17 protein-coding genes and 2 pseudogenes are annotated in these 15,682 nt (G+C 40.2%); 14 read left to right on the forward strand and 5 right to left on the reverse strand.

The features are described from left to right. The first annotated feature begins 36 nt into the window (after positions 1 to 36). Positions 37 to 1,077 carry a 2,3-butanediol dehydrogenase gene (locus M2369_RS01510; RefSeq protein ID WP_058336599.1) on the forward strand — a complete coding sequence of 347 codons (1,041 nt, stop codon included), beginning with the start codon at positions 37 to 39 and terminating at the stop codon, positions 1,075 to 1,077. 40 nt (positions 1,078 to 1,117) lie between these two features. Here the strand turns inward: M2369_RS01510 and M2369_RS01515 are convergent, their stop codons facing one another. Genes M2369_RS01515 through M2369_RS01530 form a run of 4 tightly spaced genes read right to left on the reverse strand, consistent with a single transcriptional unit; the run spans position 1,118 to position 4,160 of the window. Continuing rightward, positions 1,118 to 1,831, reverse strand: a complete 714-nt coding sequence (locus M2369_RS01515) for an amino acid ABC transporter permease (protein WP_159144941.1) — start codon at positions 1,829 to 1,831, stop codon at positions 1,118 to 1,120. 12 nt (positions 1,832 to 1,843) lie between these two features. Further along, on the reverse strand, positions 1,844 to 2,542 hold the full coding sequence (locus M2369_RS01520; protein WP_041506838.1) for an amino acid ABC transporter permease: 699 nt from the start codon (positions 2,540 to 2,542) through the stop codon (positions 1,844 to 1,846). Continuing rightward, positions 2,539 to 3,399 (reverse strand): amino acid ABC transporter substrate-binding protein, encoded by an 861-nt coding sequence (locus tag M2369_RS01525; protein WP_047946480.1) that lies wholly within the window; start codon positions 3,397 to 3,399, stop codon positions 2,539 to 2,541. Before M2369_RS01525 ends, M2369_RS01520 begins: the two co-directional genes overlap by 4 nt. Then, positions 3,396 to 4,160, reverse strand: coding sequence for an amino acid ABC transporter ATP-binding protein (locus M2369_RS01530; protein WP_024718348.1), 765 nt, complete (start codon positions 4,158 to 4,160; stop codon positions 3,396 to 3,398). The genes M2369_RS01525 and M2369_RS01530 overlap by 4 nt, the downstream gene beginning before the upstream one ends. A 144-nt stretch (positions 4,161 to 4,304) precedes the next feature. On the opposite strand from M2369_RS01530, the gene M2369_RS01535 reads away from it, so the two are divergent. The 13 genes and pseudogenes from M2369_RS01535 to M2369_RS01595 all read left to right on the forward strand — a co-directional run bounded on the left by M2369_RS01535 (position 4,305) and on the right by M2369_RS01595 (position 14,403). Beyond that, on the forward strand, positions 4,305 to 5,474 hold the full coding sequence (locus M2369_RS01535) for an acyl-CoA dehydrogenase family protein (RefSeq protein ID WP_041090868.1): 1,170 nt from the start codon (positions 4,305 to 4,307) through the stop codon (positions 5,472 to 5,474). A gap of 115 nt (positions 5,475 to 5,589) precedes the next feature. Beyond that, positions 5,590 to 6,378 carry a BPU family class D beta-lactamase gene (blaBPU, locus tag M2369_RS01540; protein ID WP_259253308.1) on the forward strand — a complete coding sequence of 263 codons (789 nt, stop codon included), beginning with the start codon at positions 5,590 to 5,592 and terminating at the stop codon, positions 6,376 to 6,378. 217 nt (positions 6,379 to 6,595) lie between these two features. Then, positions 6,596 to 7,216, forward strand: a complete 621-nt coding sequence (locus M2369_RS01545; RefSeq protein ID WP_035702662.1) for a hypothetical protein — start codon at positions 6,596 to 6,598, stop codon at positions 7,214 to 7,216. Continuing rightward, positions 7,213 to 7,807, forward strand: a pseudogene (locus tag M2369_RS19395) (hypothetical protein). Before M2369_RS01545 ends, M2369_RS19395 begins: the two are co-directional and overlap by 4 nt. Positions 7,808 to 8,016: 209 nt before the next feature. Further along, a pseudogene (locus M2369_RS01555) lies at positions 8,017 to 8,414 on the forward strand (YxiG family protein). 59 nt (positions 8,415 to 8,473) lie between these two features. Continuing rightward, positions 8,474 to 8,821, forward strand: coding sequence for a YxiJ family protein (locus M2369_RS01560; RefSeq protein ID WP_159144939.1), 348 nt, complete (start codon positions 8,474 to 8,476; stop codon positions 8,819 to 8,821). A 449-nt stretch (positions 8,822 to 9,270) separates the two neighbouring features. Next, on the forward strand, positions 9,271 to 10,140 hold the full coding sequence (locus tag M2369_RS01565; protein ID WP_159144938.1) for an alpha/beta hydrolase: 870 nt from the start codon (positions 9,271 to 9,273) through the stop codon (positions 10,138 to 10,140). Between the two features lie 71 nt (positions 10,141 to 10,211). After that, on the forward strand, positions 10,212 to 10,568 hold the full coding sequence (hxlR, locus tag M2369_RS01570) for a transcriptional activator HxlR (RefSeq protein WP_029708013.1): 357 nt from the start codon (positions 10,212 to 10,214) through the stop codon (positions 10,566 to 10,568). 197 nt (positions 10,569 to 10,765) lie between these two features. After that, positions 10,766 to 11,398 carry a 3-hexulose-6-phosphate synthase gene (hxlA, locus tag M2369_RS01575; protein ID WP_045034095.1) on the forward strand — a complete coding sequence of 211 codons (633 nt, stop codon included), beginning with the start codon at positions 10,766 to 10,768 and terminating at the stop codon, positions 11,396 to 11,398. Next, positions 11,395 to 11,952 (forward strand): 6-phospho-3-hexuloisomerase, encoded by a 558-nt coding sequence (hxlB, locus tag M2369_RS01580; RefSeq protein WP_159144937.1) that lies wholly within the window; start codon positions 11,395 to 11,397, stop codon positions 11,950 to 11,952. Before hxlA ends, hxlB begins: the two co-directional genes overlap by 4 nt. 148 nt (positions 11,953 to 12,100) lie before the next feature. Continuing rightward, the gene (locus tag M2369_RS01585) at positions 12,101 to 12,826 is read left to right on the forward strand and encodes a DsbA family oxidoreductase (RefSeq protein ID WP_159144936.1); all 726 of its coding nucleotides are present in this window, start codon (positions 12,101 to 12,103) and stop codon (positions 12,824 to 12,826) included. 94 nt (positions 12,827 to 12,920) lie between these two features. Then, on the forward strand, positions 12,921 to 13,376 hold the full coding sequence (locus M2369_RS01590) for a MarR family winged helix-turn-helix transcriptional regulator (protein ID WP_234925062.1): 456 nt from the start codon (positions 12,921 to 12,923) through the stop codon (positions 13,374 to 13,376). Between the two features lie 10 nt (positions 13,377 to 13,386). Further along, complete coding sequence (locus M2369_RS01595) at positions 13,387 to 14,403, forward strand: serine hydrolase domain-containing protein (RefSeq protein WP_259253383.1); 1,017 nt, start codon at positions 13,387 to 13,389, stop codon at positions 14,401 to 14,403. Between the two features lie 5 nt (positions 14,404 to 14,408). On the opposite strand, the gene M2369_RS01600 is transcribed toward M2369_RS01595, so the two are convergent. Continuing rightward, entirely contained in the window at positions 14,409 to 15,521 is a 1,113-nt protein-coding gene (locus M2369_RS01600; protein WP_259253309.1) for a GntR family transcriptional regulator, read from the reverse strand. Positions 15,522 to 15,682: the final 161 nt, after the last annotated feature.

Below are 15,682 nucleotides of genomic sequence, written 5' to 3' on the forward strand. Positions count from 1 at the left end.
AAGTTAATTAAATTGATGAGAAAAGGAGTCTTACAAATGAAAGCACTACGCTGGCACGATCAAAAGGACATTCGACTAGAGGAAATTGACGAACCAACAGTTGCTCCAGGAAAAGTGAAACTGAAAGTAAAATGGTGCGGCATTTGTGGTAGTGATTTACATGAATATTTAGGCGGACCGATCTTCATTCCTGTGAATGAACCTCATCCACTTACAAAAGAAAAAGCACCCATTACACTGGGACACGAGTTCTCTGGTGAAATTGTAGAAGTTGGAGAAGGCGTGAGTAATTACAAAGTAGGCGATCGAGTGGTTGTTGAACCTATTTTTGCAACTCACGGGCACCAAGGTGCTTACAACTTAGATGAAAACATGGGCTTCTTAGGACTTGCTGGTGGCGGCGGAGGATTCTCTGAATATGTATCTGTCGATGAAGAATTACTTCATTTGTTACCAGACGAAATTTCATATGAGCAAGGTGCACTTGTTGAACCTTCTGCAGTTGCTTTATATGCCGTTCGTTCTAGTAAAGTACAAGCTGGGGATACAGCAGCTGTGTTTGGCTGTGGACCAATCGGTTTACTTGTCATTGAAGCATTAAAAGCAGCTGGTGCTACTGACATTTATGCAGTGGAATTATCAAAAGAGCGCCAAGAAAAAGCAAAAGAACTTGGAGCGATCATTGTAGATCCTTCTCAGTATGAAGATGTTGTTCAAGAAATCTCACGCCGCACAAATGGTGGAGTCGATGTTTCTTTTGAAGTGACAGGTGTACCTGTTGTATTGAAGCAAGCAATCCAATCAACTAGAATTTCAGGTGAAACAGTCATTGTAAGCATTTGGGAAAAAGGCGCAGAAATTATGCCGAATGACATTGTCATTAAAGAACGTACAGTCAAAGGAATCATCGGCTACAGAGATGTTTTCCCATCTGTATTAAACTTAATGAGAAAAGGCTATTTCTCTGCAGATACACTCGTCACGAAGAAAATCAAGCTGGACGATGTGATCGAAGATGGCTTCCATGCATTAATCAATGAAAAAGATCAAGTGAAAATTTTAGTCAGTGCTGAATAAGTAGGACGATAAAGAGAATGGCAGATGCCGTTCTCTTTTTTTAACGTCCAAGAGATTTTCCGTACACGCTGACTCGTTTCTCTAACAAAGCAAAAGCGAGTTCAAAGAAAATACTAAGCATCCAATAGATCAAAGCAGAGACAAGATACGTTTCTAAAAATTTGTAGCCGTCATTTGCAATGATTCGAGAGATCCCCATGATTTCCAGTACACCAATTGTAAACGAAAGGGATGTGGCTTTTAACAGCTGAATGAGCTGATTCCCTAGGTTTGGCAGGGCAACCACAAACGCTTGCGGTAAAATAATGCGCATCATCGCCTGTCTGGTGGTCATGCCAACGATTTTCGCCGCTTCAAGCTGCCCTCTGTCTACCGCAAGGAGTGCGCTGCGGGCCACTTCTGTTAAATGTGCGGCTGAATGCAGGCTGAAGGTGATAAGGGCAACGGTAAGCGGGGAGACCATATCCGGGTGAAAGGTCAACCCAAAAGTGCTATTCATTTTGGTCAGAACAAATGGAATGCCATAAAAGAAAGCAAACAACTGAACAATGAGAGGTGTTCCTCTAAAAAATGAGACATAGAGCGTGACCAGCTGGCGGAGCACAGGGATACGAAAGAGGCGAATGAAAGCAAAAACAGATCCAATCAAAAGGCTCATAGTCATAGAAACAAGTGCAATCAATAAGGTAAAGGGAACGCCTTTTAGAATATGTGGTATTTGATCAATCGCAAATGATATATCAATGGTTTGCATCAAATCGCCTCCTTAGCGTGACAGGCTGGTACGGCCTTTCACAAATTTTCTTTCCAGTAGCATCGTGATCAGTTCAATACTGATGCAAATCAGCCAATACACAATTGCAATGATGACGTACACTTCAAACATCCCTATCCCGTAGTTATTGCCTAGGATGATTTTGACCTGTCCCATCATATCAATGAGTCCGATTGTAAATGCAATGGCGGTATCTTTCACGAGATCAATGGTGTAATTTCCGAGGTTCGGAAGTGCAATGAGAAAGGCTTGCGGAATAATGATCCTCATTAATGCCTGCGAATCTGTCATCCCAACAATGTAAGCTGCTTCAAGCTGATCTTTCCCAACAGAAGAATATGCACTGCGAAAGACTTCAGATAAATAAGCGCCCGTATGTAACGAGAATGTGATCATCACAAATAACACACGATCCCAATGATTGATTTGAATTCCGGCCATGAGTAAAAGCTGAGGCAGGCCAAAATAAATGAGGAATAACTGAACAATGAGCGGCGTACTTCGTGTAAATGACAAATAAATGACCGCCAATTGTTTCAGCACTGGAATTTGTTTGATTCGAATGCAAGCAAACAGCAATCCGATGATGATGGCAAAAAACAATGACACCACAATCATCAGAAATGTGAGTGGCAGACGATCCACCACTTGTAAAAAGATTCTTAGCCAATCTCCAGCTGTAAACGTCATGGCGTTTCCTTCCTTTCTTCATATTGATAGCCTTGCTCTGATATATAGTCAATATCTTGAAAGAAATCAACGCCAAACCATTTCTTCGCAAGGTCAGGTAATGTTCCGTCTTCTATCATCTCTTGTGTCACTCGGTCCAATTGTGATGCTAGTTTCTTTTGACTAGGCTGTAAGACAAGATAAATAGGTTCCTTTGAGACAATGCCGCCCACTTTGACTTTCAGGTGAAGATGTTTTTGAATCGTATCAAAGGTCGAAATATTCATAAAAGCCGCATCGGACCGTCCACTTTCGACTCGTTTTAAATTGAGTTCGTTTGAAGGGCTTTCAATGGTCGTGAGCGGAATTTTCGGATCATTTTCTTCATTATATTGATTTAATATGGAACGAAGGCCGCCGCTAGGACTGACGGGAGCGAGCTTTTTTGATGTCATATCGTCTAGAGATTCAATATCTTGCTCTGATTCATTCACAATTAAACCTGTCATCGAATAGCCGTATGGAACCTTAGGATAAAGAAAGCGTTTTTCACGTTCAGGATTACTAAAAAACCAATTAGCCGCCATTTCAAATTTCCCAGCGCCGATCCCAATTAAATTGGATTCTTCCTCGCCAAAGATATAATCAAAATGAATGTGTGGCAAACGTTTCTCGACTTCATTTAAATAATCGATGTTATAGCCAATCGGTTCGTTGCGGTCATTTGTGGCTAAAAAAGGCGGATTGACTTCTGCGCTTAGTGCGACTTTGACAATTTGTCTGCCATCATCTGTTGTCGTTTTCACACTGCTGCAGCCAATGAGAGAGAGGAGAAACAGAAGGATACTAGCGGCAGTGAATAAAGTCTTGCGCTTCATCTGTCTTCCTCCAATCCTTGCCACATCCCGCGATGAATTCTTGATAAAAATTGTTTCGTCCGTTCATGCTGAGGCTTCATCAGGACGTCTTCTGGTGAGCCTTTTTCAACGATTTCCCCATCTGCCATAAAGATCACTGTATCCGCTACATCTTTTGCAAACGAGATTTCATGCGTCACAATGACCATCGTCATGCCTTGGCTCGCAATATCTTTCATCATTTCAAGGATTTCTCCGACCATCTCTGGGTCCAGTGCGGACGTTGGTTCATCAAACAAAAGCACCGCAGGATTCATGGCAAGAGCACGAGCAATCCCAATCCGCTGCTGTTGACCGCCGGATAATTCACTTGGAAACGCATCTTTTTTATGAAGTAGCCCAATTCGCGTTAACAATTGCTCTCCGATTTTTTCCGCCTCTTTTTTAGACATGTTTTGAGACACAATCAATCCTTCTGTGATGTTTTCAAGTGCTCGTTTATTTTGAAACAAGTGATAATGCTGAAACACCATAGACGATTGCTGTCTGAGTTTTAGAAGATCTTTTTTTCGATATTGTTCAAATTGAATCGTGGCTTCTCCAACTGTCAGCGTTCCTTTGTCTGGGATATCAAGGCTGTTTAAACTGCGGAGAAGGGTTGTTTTTCCTGATCCGCTCGGTCCAATAATGGCGACCACTTCACCTTCTTGTACGGTGAAATCAATTCCTTTTAACACATGAGTTGACCCATAGGATTTATGTAGATTAGTAGCAGAAATCATAAAAGCATCACGTTCCTTTGACATATGTACTTAATATTGATAAAATTTAACACATTAAATCCTATAAGTAAAGTGTGTTTTAATAATACCCATTGGATAAATCGGATATGATAGATTGCGAGAAACAGAGGAGTTGGATACGTTTTGTCTAAAGCATTATTTGTCGATACAGATTTTCAAAAAAATTGGCTAGATCAACTAGAATCCCTTCGTGAAACGATCGAACAATCTGCAAAAGAACATGATGAGGGTGCCTATTTTCCTAAACAGAATATCGAATCATTAGTTAAACTGGGCTATACAACGTTGTCTCTGCCTGTTGAGTACGGGGGCGGGGGTCAATCTGTAAAGGATATGGTCCTTTTTCAAGAAACACTAGGAAGTATGGATGGAGCAACTGCCTTATCGATCGGCTGGCACCAAGGAGTTGTTGGTGAAATTTATGAAAAGAAACTATGGAATGAGAAACAGCTGCAATTTTTTGCTGAAGAAATCAAAAATGGGGCTCTTGTGAACCGGGCTGTCAGTGAAGCGCAGACAGGTAGTCCAACAAGAGGAGGCAAACCTGGAACAACTGCAACGAGATCAGGAGATCAATGGGTGATCAGCGGCAGGAAAACATTCACAACGATGTCACCAGCACTCACATATTTTCTCGTCGGTGTATGGATCGAAGAAAAAGAAGCGATGGGCTTCTTCTTAATTCACCGTGATACAAAAGGTGTTTCTATAGAAGAAACTTGGGATGTTGTTGGCATGAGAGGAACAGAGAGCCATGATTTAATTCTAGATCATGTGGAAGTTCCAGATGACATGTTGGTTGAAGTGCAAAAAGGACCTCGGGGCGGTACGTTAAACCCTTGGATCGCACATATTCCTTCCTGCTATTTAGGGATTGCACAAGCGGCAAGAGACTATGCTGTTCAGTATGCCATCACCCATTCACCGAACAGTATTAGCGGAACGATTAGCGAACTGCCAAATGTCCAAACACTGATTGGCGAAATTGATTTACTACTAAAGCAAGCACGCCATGTCATCTATTCAACGACAACATTGTATGAGCAGCCAGAGAAAAGAGAGCTGTTAATCAATGAATTCGGTGCTGTGAAGCATACAGTCGTTAATGATAGTCTGCAAGTGGTCGATAAAGCCATGCGTTTAGTCGGTGCAAAAAGCTTAAGCCTTAGCTGCCCGCTTCAACGTTACTATCGAGACATTCGTGCTGGCCTTCATAACCCACCAATGGACGATATGACGATTTCGAAAATTGCAAAGCAAGCGATAGAAGAGAAAAAATTGAACGTACAATAAACAGAAAGCCGGATAAAACCGGCTTTTTTTATTGAAAAAGAGGACGAGCGGCTCTTATTTCTGATCAGTCAGCATGCTACAATCGATTGCAATCATGAGCAAAGAGGGTGATTGTTTGCAAAAAAAGAAGATGAAATGGCTGATTGCTGGCGTGATGCTTGCAGCACTTTGTATGAGCGAGCCTGCATCAAGTGAAGGAACATCTCCAAAATGGTCCGTCGATGAATTCATGAAAGAGCGGGCAGGCACATTTGTGATTCAAGAAGTAAAAGAAAAATCACCATGGGTGTATAACAAAAAAAGAGCGAACAAGCGCTTTGCACCACAATCAACGTTTAAAATAGCAAATGCCTTAATCGGACTTCAAACTGGCGCAGTTAAAGATGAATACGACATTAAATATTGGGACGGAGTAAAAAGAGAGATTGATAACTGGAATAAGGACCATACACTGGGCACTGGTATGAGAGATTCAGTCGTCTGGTATTATCAAGCTATGGCACGTGACATCGGGAAAGAACGCATGGGCCATTGGATAAAAGCCATTCATTATGGGAATCAAGACATATCTGGCGGAATTGATCAGTTTTGGCTAAGCAGTACGTTGCGCATTTCTCCAGTAGAACAAGTCCATTTCCTAAAACAGCTATATGAAGAAAGTCTCCCATTTGACCTATCGGTTATGAGAACCGTCAAACGAATGATGATACAAGAAGAAGAGAAACACACCACGTTATACGGAAAAACAGGCTCCGGATCAGGAATCGGCTGGTACGCAGGCTTCATCAAACATGAAAACAAAACCTACATCTTCACCACAAATATAGAAGGCACCGGACTAGAAGCAAAAGAAATCACCTATCGTATTTTGAAAAAATATCATTTGGTAGAAGCATCCGTTTAGGATGCTTTTTTTATGAGTAGAAATGGAGACTTTTTGATAAAATGATGATATATGGATTCGTTTGGATATGTCATATAAACGACATAATTGTCTAAATATCTTAAATGGGATAATGACGAGAAAAGAAGTTTCTATTATTTAAAAACTGTAAGAAACAGAGAAAGAATTAAATAAACTACTAGATCGTCTTAAAAGGTGAAAAGAGAGGAGCAAAGATTTGAAGCGGCTTGAACACTTATTTATGCATTCAGAAAATGAATTCAGATCCTATCAGTCTTTAGTCGAGAATGTGTTTTATCAAAATGAACATCTGCCACAACAAGTATTTCAAAAGAATTTTGATTGTTTTTTGTTTCAAGAGTTTGATTGGGCATTGAGTGATGAGGTTTTAACAACAATAAAAAAGCTATCAGTTTTAACACAAGATAAGGACTTTTTAACGGCGGTCCTTAAGCCAGATCCAGTAGAATACTATATGAAGGAATTTGGTTATTATAATTGGCTGAGGACGAGTGTTGACATTTCTGGTGAGGACTATGTAAATGCCTTATGGACCAGTCCAGAAAGCTCCATAGCTGATGCTATTATCACTAACTCAAATATCGTTGTTTGGTTATCTCATTCTTTGGAGTGGGCAATTTGGGGAGATAGAGAGCTGGAAATTTGTATATTAGGTTTGGCATCTAAAAAAGCACCAAAGACATTCTTAGAAGAAGGATGGAAACCATTAGATCATCCTAGCTTAACAGATTGGTTAGAGCTATTATTAAATGACAAAAAGAAAGTCAATGATTATGTCACTCAATTTGCAACTCATTATTCTTCAAAAGGGGCATAAAATTGTTTATCACTAATCCGAAAGAATTTGAACATTATTTATCATTTATTCATTCGCTAGTTCATTGTAAAAAACATTCCCTGAACAAGTGTTTAAAACGACAGCATGATTATTTATTTGAAGAATTTCATTGGTTATTATCTGATGACAGCTGGGATATGTTAAAGCATGTGGCTTTGATTCATGGTGACGACAATATATTTATGGCTGTATTAGAAGATTAGAAAAGTATGGATCATTTTTATCAGGATTTTGGTTATTATCCTTGGGTGAAAATACCGTTACATATCTCATCTAGTGATTACCTTGATATTTTAGCGGATTACCCGCAGCAGAGTTTGAATGACAGCATCATGAATACTGCATCTCGCATCTTATGGGTGTCTCCTTCTGCGAAATGGAAGATTTATGGAGAGAGATTATGAAATCGGAGTATTAGCAACTCATAAAATTGAAATCAAGGACAATCATATGTTGAAAACGTGGAGACCTTTAGATGAGGTTGTATTAGGTTGGGTTTCAGTTGTATTTCCGAATCAAAAACTTCCTGATGATTTTAAAAATAAACTCTTTAGAAACTATAAAAATTAGATGGTAAATTTCACGATCTACATTGTTCTGTGTATTCAAATATTAGGTTCCTTTCATTTAAACAGAGGTTACTATTACAGGAAAGTAGAAAATTTTAAATGAATCTGTAAAAAGGTGGACTTTATTTCATTTGAAGAATATTTACAAACCCTGTGACAGAATAGGATTCATTATCAAAAAACAAGAGAATACGTTAGAGAGTGAATGAGTTGTTTAGTAGTGTAGAAAAATGGATCGATTATCTAGATGGGGTTGTAATGTACTCGGAGTCACATTTGATTTGTTTCATAAAGAATTAGTACTGAGCTTAAAAGTATCAGAATTAAATAAAGTTACTCAACATGAATTGCGATTTATGAATGTGGCGAGTCTTTATTATAATGGGGGTGAAGGTAATGATAGATTTGAAGAATTGATACAAGAAGAGATGAATTGGCAAATTTTTGAATGCAGTTACCATCCTAATGGGATAGGGAACCTTAAAAATGTACTTCTTGAAGAATTTGATTCAAATGCAAATTTTCTATTTAACATCAATGGGATGTTACTCGCAATAGAATCGAAAAACGTATGTTTCGATTCACAAGAATTTATTTGCAGTGTATAGGAAGATCTCATTAGCGTCTAAATAAGAATTAAAAACAATGAGAGATTGGGGGAAAATCCATGAGAATCAGCCGTGATAAACAAGGTTTATTCGATGATGTAAAACAACGTTATCAATACTTATTAGATTCATCTTATCCAGATGAAATCGTCTCTTTTGAAGCAGAAACTGGTATATTTTCAGATGACTTTTATTTATTTTTTTCACTTGTTGCAGGTAGCCTAAGTTATGTGATCGATCATAAACGAATACCGAAAAAACAGTTAAACGTGCTACGTCAGTCATTTGAAGAGCAATATCCCCAAATCAAATCATATCAACAGATCCTTGAATCGTATCCTTTATTGCATTCCTATGTTCAATACCATGAAGAAACAAGAAAACGAATCATTGCACTTATACAATAACCTCTTGGAGGCCAAACAATGACATGATTTTTAGATGAAAAAATCCAGAAACAAATCCCTGATTTCAATATCAACCATCTAAAGCAAATCAATGAATTTCACTACTTTAAAGAGTATAATGAACATTACGACTTGATCAACTGTATTGTAATGCACATCCCATATGATTCCCCGAATCTGCAAGCAGACATTCATCTGAAATTTACCAATGTCTCTTCTGTTCAAATCAAAGATTTGGAGTTAACAAACGATTCCTATCTTTTTTTGAACATTCAACTTTTGGATAGAGGCTGGGAATATTTGAATTACTTTGTCGAAGATTATGAAGAACAGTATTTTTCTTTTTACTGTCAGATGGTTCAAGTCATACAAGTCGTATCAAATGAATCGGGCTAGTCGCTCTACATATGTGCGAATCATGCTTCCCCATCCCAACACAGAAAGGTGCAATGACATTGAATCGAATCATGAAATGGCTCTTATTTGCGGCAGTCATCGCTGGCTTATTGGTGTGCGCATTTTTTGTGTTCCGCTTCAACCAGCCTAAGCCGACGACGAACATCCATTATGCAGACACACAAAACAAACAACAAACACTGGATATATATATGCCAAAGGGAAAAGATGAAGACAAAAAGAAGAAGCATCCAGTCATGATCTATCTCCATGGCGGCGGCTGGACAGGCGGCGATAAGAATAGAGTCGCTTCAAAGGCTGATTATTTTACGGGTCAAGGGTATGTGTTTGTTTCAATGAATTACAGGCTTCACCCTGATGCCAATTATGGGCAGATGGCAGATGATACGGCGAATGCTATTAAGTGGGTCAAGGATCATGCAGATGAATATCAAATCGATTCGTCAAAAATCAATGTCATGGGTCACTCAGCGGGTGGTCATTTGACAGCATTGGTTGCTACAGATTCGACTTACTTAAAACGTGTGGGGCTGTCGCCAAAAACGATTAATTCTATCGTGATTTTAGATGGGCCGTTAAACATCAATCAATTTATACAAGCCATTCCATCGTATAAAAAAGTGTTTGGCAAACAGGAGAAGAACTGGACAAAGGCATCACCGGTCACTTATATGAATCAAAAGAATGTACCGCCTGTTTATTTGGTCACAGGCTGGGAAAATCCAGAGGTGTACCGATTTGCAGAAAAACTGAACCATGATCAAGGCTCTCGGTTTGTGTTTCGGGTTCATTCGCTGAGCCACAGTGATTTAAATAAATGGTTTGGATCTGACAGAGCGCCAAAAGAAGCGCAAGAGATGACAAAGGCTGTGATGGCTTTCGTCAAAAAACAAAATCAATAACAAAGACTGTATGCTAGGGCAATCCATTTTGCCGCAGTATATGATAAAGTGGTTTGAAATTAAAGGAGTGTATGTTGTTGTCATCACGTATGGAAAATAAAGTGTTCAATTGCGAAAAAGAGCTGACGCTGAATATTATCGGCGGTAAGTGGAAAATGCTGATCCTATGGCACCTTGGCAGAGAAGGGACAAAACGGTTTGGTGAGTTAAAGTCGTTAATGCCTGGGATTACGCAAAGAATGCTTGTCAATCAGCTAAGAGAATTAGAGGAAGATCACATTGTGCACCGGGAGGTTTATCCTGTCGTTCCGCCAAAGGTTGAGTATTCTCTCACAGAACTCGGAGAAAGCTTAATGCCAATTTTAGAGGCGATGTATGATTGGGGCAAACAATATCTCGACAGCAATTTCTTAAAGGATGATAAATAGAATTACCTACAATAGATACTGGTCGAAAGACAGTATCTTTTTTGTGCCCATATGCGAAAAAGTATAGTATGTAAAAAAAAAGTGCGTACTAGGATTGCGCCATTCCTGTTGTTATACTCGTTTCATGCAAGAAAGATTCAAGATGCACCATCCGCGGAGCTCTTGAAGGTGAAATAAATGAACAGGAGTGAATGTAGATGAAATTACAATTAGCGTTAGATTTAGTGAATATACCAGAAGCGATCGAGCTGATCAAAGAAGTAGAAGCGTCTATTGATGTGGTGGAAATTGGGACACCTGTTGTGATCAACGAAGGGCTTCGTGCTGTGAAAGAAGTCAAACAGGCGTTTCCGAATTTACGTGTGCTGGCGGATCTCAAAATTATGGATGCTGCCGGGTATGAAGTGCAGCAGGCATCTGAAGCTGGAGCGGATATCGTCACCATTCTTGCGGCAGCGGAAGATATGTCTATCCAAGGAGCGGTGAAAGAAGCAAAAGCAAGAGGGAAACAAATTTTAGTCGATATGATTGGGATCAAAGATATCGCCGGCCGCGCGAAAGAGCTTGATGAGCTTGGGGTAGATTATATTTGTGTGCACACAGGCTATGACCTGCAAGCGGTTGGTCAAAACTCATTTGATGACCTCATGACCATTAAACAAGTGGTCAAACAGGCGAAAACAGCGATTGCAGGCGGTATTAAACTTGATACGTTACCTGAAGTCGTCAAATTAAACCCTGATTTGATTATTGTCGGCGGCGGCATTGCGAGCCAAGACAATAAAGCAGAAGTGGCTGCGCAAATGAAGCAGTTGATTGCACAATCATGAAAACAAGTGACTATGTGAGAGCGATTCTAAGCGAGCTTTCTGAGCACTCGCCCGCGATTCAAGACGTACAAGCAGAGCAGCTTGTCAAAAGCATTTTAGCGGCTCGAAAGGTCTTCGTCGCAGGGGCTGGCAGGTCTGGTTTGATGGGGAAATCGTTTGCGATGAGACTCACGCATATTGGTGTCGAAGCTTATGTGATCGGTGAAACGAATACGCCTGCTTTTACATCTGAGGATTTATTGATTGTAGGGAGCGGTTCTGGCCGAACAGAGACGCTGCTTGTGCTCGCGAAAAAGGCAAGGGCGATTGGCGGAAGCGTGGCGTCGTTCACACTTTCAGCTGAGTCACCCATAGCTGATCTATCGGATGAAGTCATCTTACTGTCAGGTGCGCCAAAGGATCAACATGAAGGAAACCATCATACGATTCAGCCGATGGGCTCATTATTTGAGCAAACTTTGCTTCTTATGTACGATGCGGTCATCTTGAGATTGATGGAAATGAAAGAGCTTGACACCCATAAAATGTACGGTCACCATGCGAACTTAGAATAGCCGTGATGAAAACCTTTCCTTTTTTGAAGGAAAGGTTTTTTTAATACATGGTACTTAAAAAGAAGGATCACTTGACATAAAGGATAAGATGTAACTATAATAGTTACATCTTGAAAGAAAAAACGTAAGCAACGGAAGGAAGATGAAGATGAAAGTGCAAATATGGTCAGATATCGCCTGTCCTTTTTGTTATATAGGAAAAAAACAGTTGGAAACAGCGCTTCAGCAATTCCCTCATAAAGAACAGGTAGAAGTAGAGTTTAAAAGCTTTGAGCTTGATCCGAATGCACCTGTTGCAGTGGATTATGATGTGCATGATATGCTTGTCAAAAAATATGGCATGAGCCGTAGCCGGGCCATCGCAATGAATGAACAGGTGAAACAGGCGGGCAAGGAGAAAGGAATCGATTTTCAATTCGATCCACTCGTTTTGACAAACACCTTTGATGCCCACCAGCTCGCACAATATGCTGGAAAAATGGGAAAAGGCGATCTCGTCATGGGTGAGCTGTTTCAAGCGTATTTTACAGATGGAAAGCATGTAGGTGATCGTCAAACCCTTTTAGATATTGCAGAAAAAGCAGGTCTTGATCAGAACGAAGTACAAAAGGCTCTAGACGGGCAAGAATTTGCAGACGATGTACGAGAAGACGAAAAAGAAGCAAGACAGCTCGGGATTTCTGCTGTGCCTTTTTTCTTGATCAATGATCAATATTCGGTTGCTGGTGCACAGCCAGCAGATACGTTCCTTCGTGCACTTGAAACGGCTTGGACAGAAGAGGCAGCACAAACAGAGAAAGCGGCTGATGCTTCATTTGAAGAAGCATGTGCAGATGGCGTATGTGCAGTACCTTCACCTAAAGAAGAAGTATAATCGGCATTTTCCCTATCTTTGATAAAAGATAGGGATTTTTGTTGATTAATAATTAACATACCTTTATATTTAAGTTATCTTAATTATGAAGGTGATGACAGTGACATCCAAAACAACGATGATCCAAGAATTAAACCAAATCGAAGCGCGCATCCATCAAAAGCTCCGATTAGAGTTTGAAGAGTTATTTGTAGATGAGTTAACTGATAAACAGCACATTGTCCTTGATTTCGTAGAGCGAAAAGGGGGGAGCTCACCTATTCAAATTGCTCAGCAACTAGGCATCACCCAAAGTGCTGTGAGCCAGTTGTTAAACACGCTTGAAAAAAAAGAATGGGTTCGCCGCAGCATCAACCCGCAAAATCGTCGGGAATTGCACGTTGAACTTTCTAAAAAGGCAAAGACGTACTTGGAGAATATGAGAAAGATAGAACTTGCGATCATTGAAAAATACTATTCAAAATTAAGCCTCGAAGAGATCAACACATTGACATCCATTTATACAAAGCTTGATCAATTGATTGTAGATCAAAATGAAGGGGAAGGATGATGATCCATTGATGATGCTCAAACAAGAAGTACAGCGAATTGCCTCTTCTTATACGGAGAAAAAGAAACAGGCACTGCTCGTGATCGGACTGATTCATCAAGGAAAAAGACACGTTTTTCATTTCGGAGATCACCCCATACAGCAGCGCGTGCAGCCTGAGGAGGTCATTTTTGAAATCGGCTCTATTTCAAAAGTCTTTACGACAAGTATATTGGCAAGAATGATTCAAAAAGGGCAGGTGAAGCTAGACGATTCCATTTCACTGTATTGTCCAGAAATAAGAAAGAATCACCCCATCCAATTGGAACAGCTGGCAACCCATACGTCTGGACTTCCTTCACATCGTTTTCTCAGAGATTTACAACTAAGGTTTCTTCCAAAAGTGAGAAGAGATATGTACTGTCAATACTCCCTTGATGAATTAATGAAACTGTTACACTCGAAAAAATGGAATGAGCGAAAAGAATACCCATCTCGTTACTCCAATGTAGGGATGGGACTCCTCGGGTTGATCATGGGATGGTCTCTTCACAAAACATATGAAGAGCTGCTGACTGAATATATCGTGGATGAGCTGAAACTATCGAACACCTTTATTACGATCAAGGAGGACGTCAAAGAGAAGATGATCCTCGGTCATCAAGAGAATGGAAAGGAGGTTCCTCCGCTTCAGATGCATGACTATCAAGGGGCTGGTGCGATTCGTTCGACGGTCACTGATTTGCTTTCATTTCTCTCTGCGCATATGAGTGCAGACGTCGCTTCTCCATGGAAAATGACCCACGAGCCAAAGGTAAAGATAGGGAAAAACATGTCAATGGGACTTGGGTGGGTCATAGATGATACGGGATTGATTTGCCATAATGGTGCAACTTCTGGTTTCTCCAGCTTCATGGGCTTCCGCCCTCATTCAAAAACAGGAGTGGTCGTCTTGTCTAACTATCGCAATCGTATCACGCAAGATTCTCCTGACCGAATTGCCTATGACGTGATGAATATGCTTGAACAAGAGCATAAAGCCAAATGAGCCTCCTATGAAGAGGGCTCATTTTTTCTTGCGTTCAGCGCTTTAATCGTTTCACCAGGAACGAGTTCAGGCTCATAAAATGTTTGATCAGGGAGATTCTTTTTCCCTTGTACTTTTTTAATCATCCAGTCTGCCGCATCTCGTCCCATTTGCTCTTGAGGGTGTGTCAGCGTTGTCAGTTTCACATGGGCATTTTTTTGGGCAATATACGAGTTATCCTGTCCAATAATGGAAAGATCATCTGGAATAGATAAACCTATTTCACTACATACATTTGCTACTTCTAATCCTACCTCATCGTTATAGCAAACAAGGGCTGTCAGCTCATGCTGGTGCGCTTGTAAAAAGGTTTTGATATGATCCCCCAAATACTGCTTCGATTCTGTATCGAAAAAAAGAACATGCTCTGGTAGGAAATTGAGCTTCGCTTCACCGAGTGCCTGAATATAGCCTTTCATTCGATATTTTCCTTGTAAATCATCTGTTTTTGAAATCAGTCCAATGTGGTGATGCCCAGAGGTGATCAGCTCCTTTGTCGCTAAATAGCTGGACTTTACATCATCCAAACAAAGGAAGGGGACCTCTAACTGCTCATAGTAGGCATTGATCATAATAAGCGGTACATCCTGTTCTTTAAAGGATAGGTAGTACGAAATGTTTGGATTATATAAGTTGCTTTTTGTCGGTTCGACAATTAATCCGTCCACACCAAAGGACAGCATCATTTCAAGCGCTTTTTTCTCCTGCTCCACATCGTTATTCGTACTCGCCAGTAACAAAGAATAGTTCTCTTCATTTAATCGGCTTTCGATGCCCCGAATGATCGACGGGAAAATGTAATCGGATATGTATGTGGTGATGACGCCAATCGTTTTCATATGAGCATGTCCAGCAGGTTTTGTTTGATATTGATTGGTGACAAATGTGCCTGAGCCTTTTTCACTTCTTAAAAAACCTTCACTCGATAATTCCAAGATGGCTTTTCGCACCGTATGTCTGCTTACTTGATACATCTCTTGTAAGCTTGATTCGGTTGGAATACGCTCCCCGATCCGGTAATCTCCTGTCAGTATTTTGCTTTTTATATCATCTATAATGATCTGGTACTTCTTTTTCATCGTTTCACTTCTTTCACAGTTGATCCTCTACTCGGGTTGAGAAGAACTTGTATGGACATATTCTAACATGGTTGCTTAATCAAAAACAGGCGCTTACAGTGTCTATCGTCTGTTCCTTAGAGAATATGAAAGTTTTTGTCTGATTGTGTATGTACAAATAT

Origin of the sequence: Bacillus sp. JUb11 (assembly GCF_024807925.1) — a bacterium.
GTDB lineage: Bacteria > Bacillota > Bacilli > Bacillales > Bacillaceae > Bacillus > Bacillus altitudinis.

Coding starts and splice junctions, on each gene's coding strand:
- M2369_RS01510 (WP_058336599.1), top strand. CDS start 37: ATGAAAGCACTACGCTGGCACGATCAAAAGGACATTCGACTAGAGGAA.
- M2369_RS01515 (WP_159144941.1), bottom strand. CDS start 1,831: ATGCAAACCATTGATATATCATTTGCGATTGATCAAATACCACATATT.
- M2369_RS01520 (WP_041506838.1), bottom strand. CDS start 2,542: ATGACGTTTACAGCTGGAGATTGGCTAAGAATCTTTTTACAAGTGGTG.
- M2369_RS01525 (WP_047946480.1), bottom strand. CDS start 3,399: ATGAAGCGCAAGACTTTATTCACTGCCGCTAGTATCCTTCTGTTTCTC.
- M2369_RS01530 (WP_024718348.1), bottom strand. CDS start 4,160: ATGATTTCTGCTACTAATCTACATAAATCCTATGGGTCAACTCATGTG.
- M2369_RS01560 (WP_159144939.1), top strand. CDS start 8,474: ATGAGAATCAGCCGTGATAAACAAGGTTTATTCGATGATGTAAAACAA.
- M2369_RS01565 (WP_159144938.1), top strand. CDS start 9,271: ATGACATTGAATCGAATCATGAAATGGCTCTTATTTGCGGCAGTCATC.
- hxlR (WP_029708013.1), top strand. CDS start 10,212: ATGTTGTTGTCATCACGTATGGAAAATAAAGTGTTCAATTGCGAAAAA.
- hxlA (WP_045034095.1), top strand. CDS start 10,766: ATGAAATTACAATTAGCGTTAGATTTAGTGAATATACCAGAAGCGATC.
- hxlB (WP_159144937.1), top strand. CDS start 11,395: ATGAAAACAAGTGACTATGTGAGAGCGATTCTAAGCGAGCTTTCTGAG.
- M2369_RS01585 (WP_159144936.1), top strand. CDS start 12,101: ATGAAAGTGCAAATATGGTCAGATATCGCCTGTCCTTTTTGTTATATA.
- M2369_RS01590 (WP_234925062.1), top strand. CDS start 12,921: ATGACAGTGACATCCAAAACAACGATGATCCAAGAATTAAACCAAATC.
- M2369_RS01595 (WP_259253383.1), top strand. CDS start 13,387: ATGATGCTCAAACAAGAAGTACAGCGAATTGCCTCTTCTTATACGGAG.
- M2369_RS01600 (WP_259253309.1), bottom strand. CDS start 15,521: ATGAAAAAGAAGTACCAGATCATTATAGATGATATAAAAAGCAAAATA.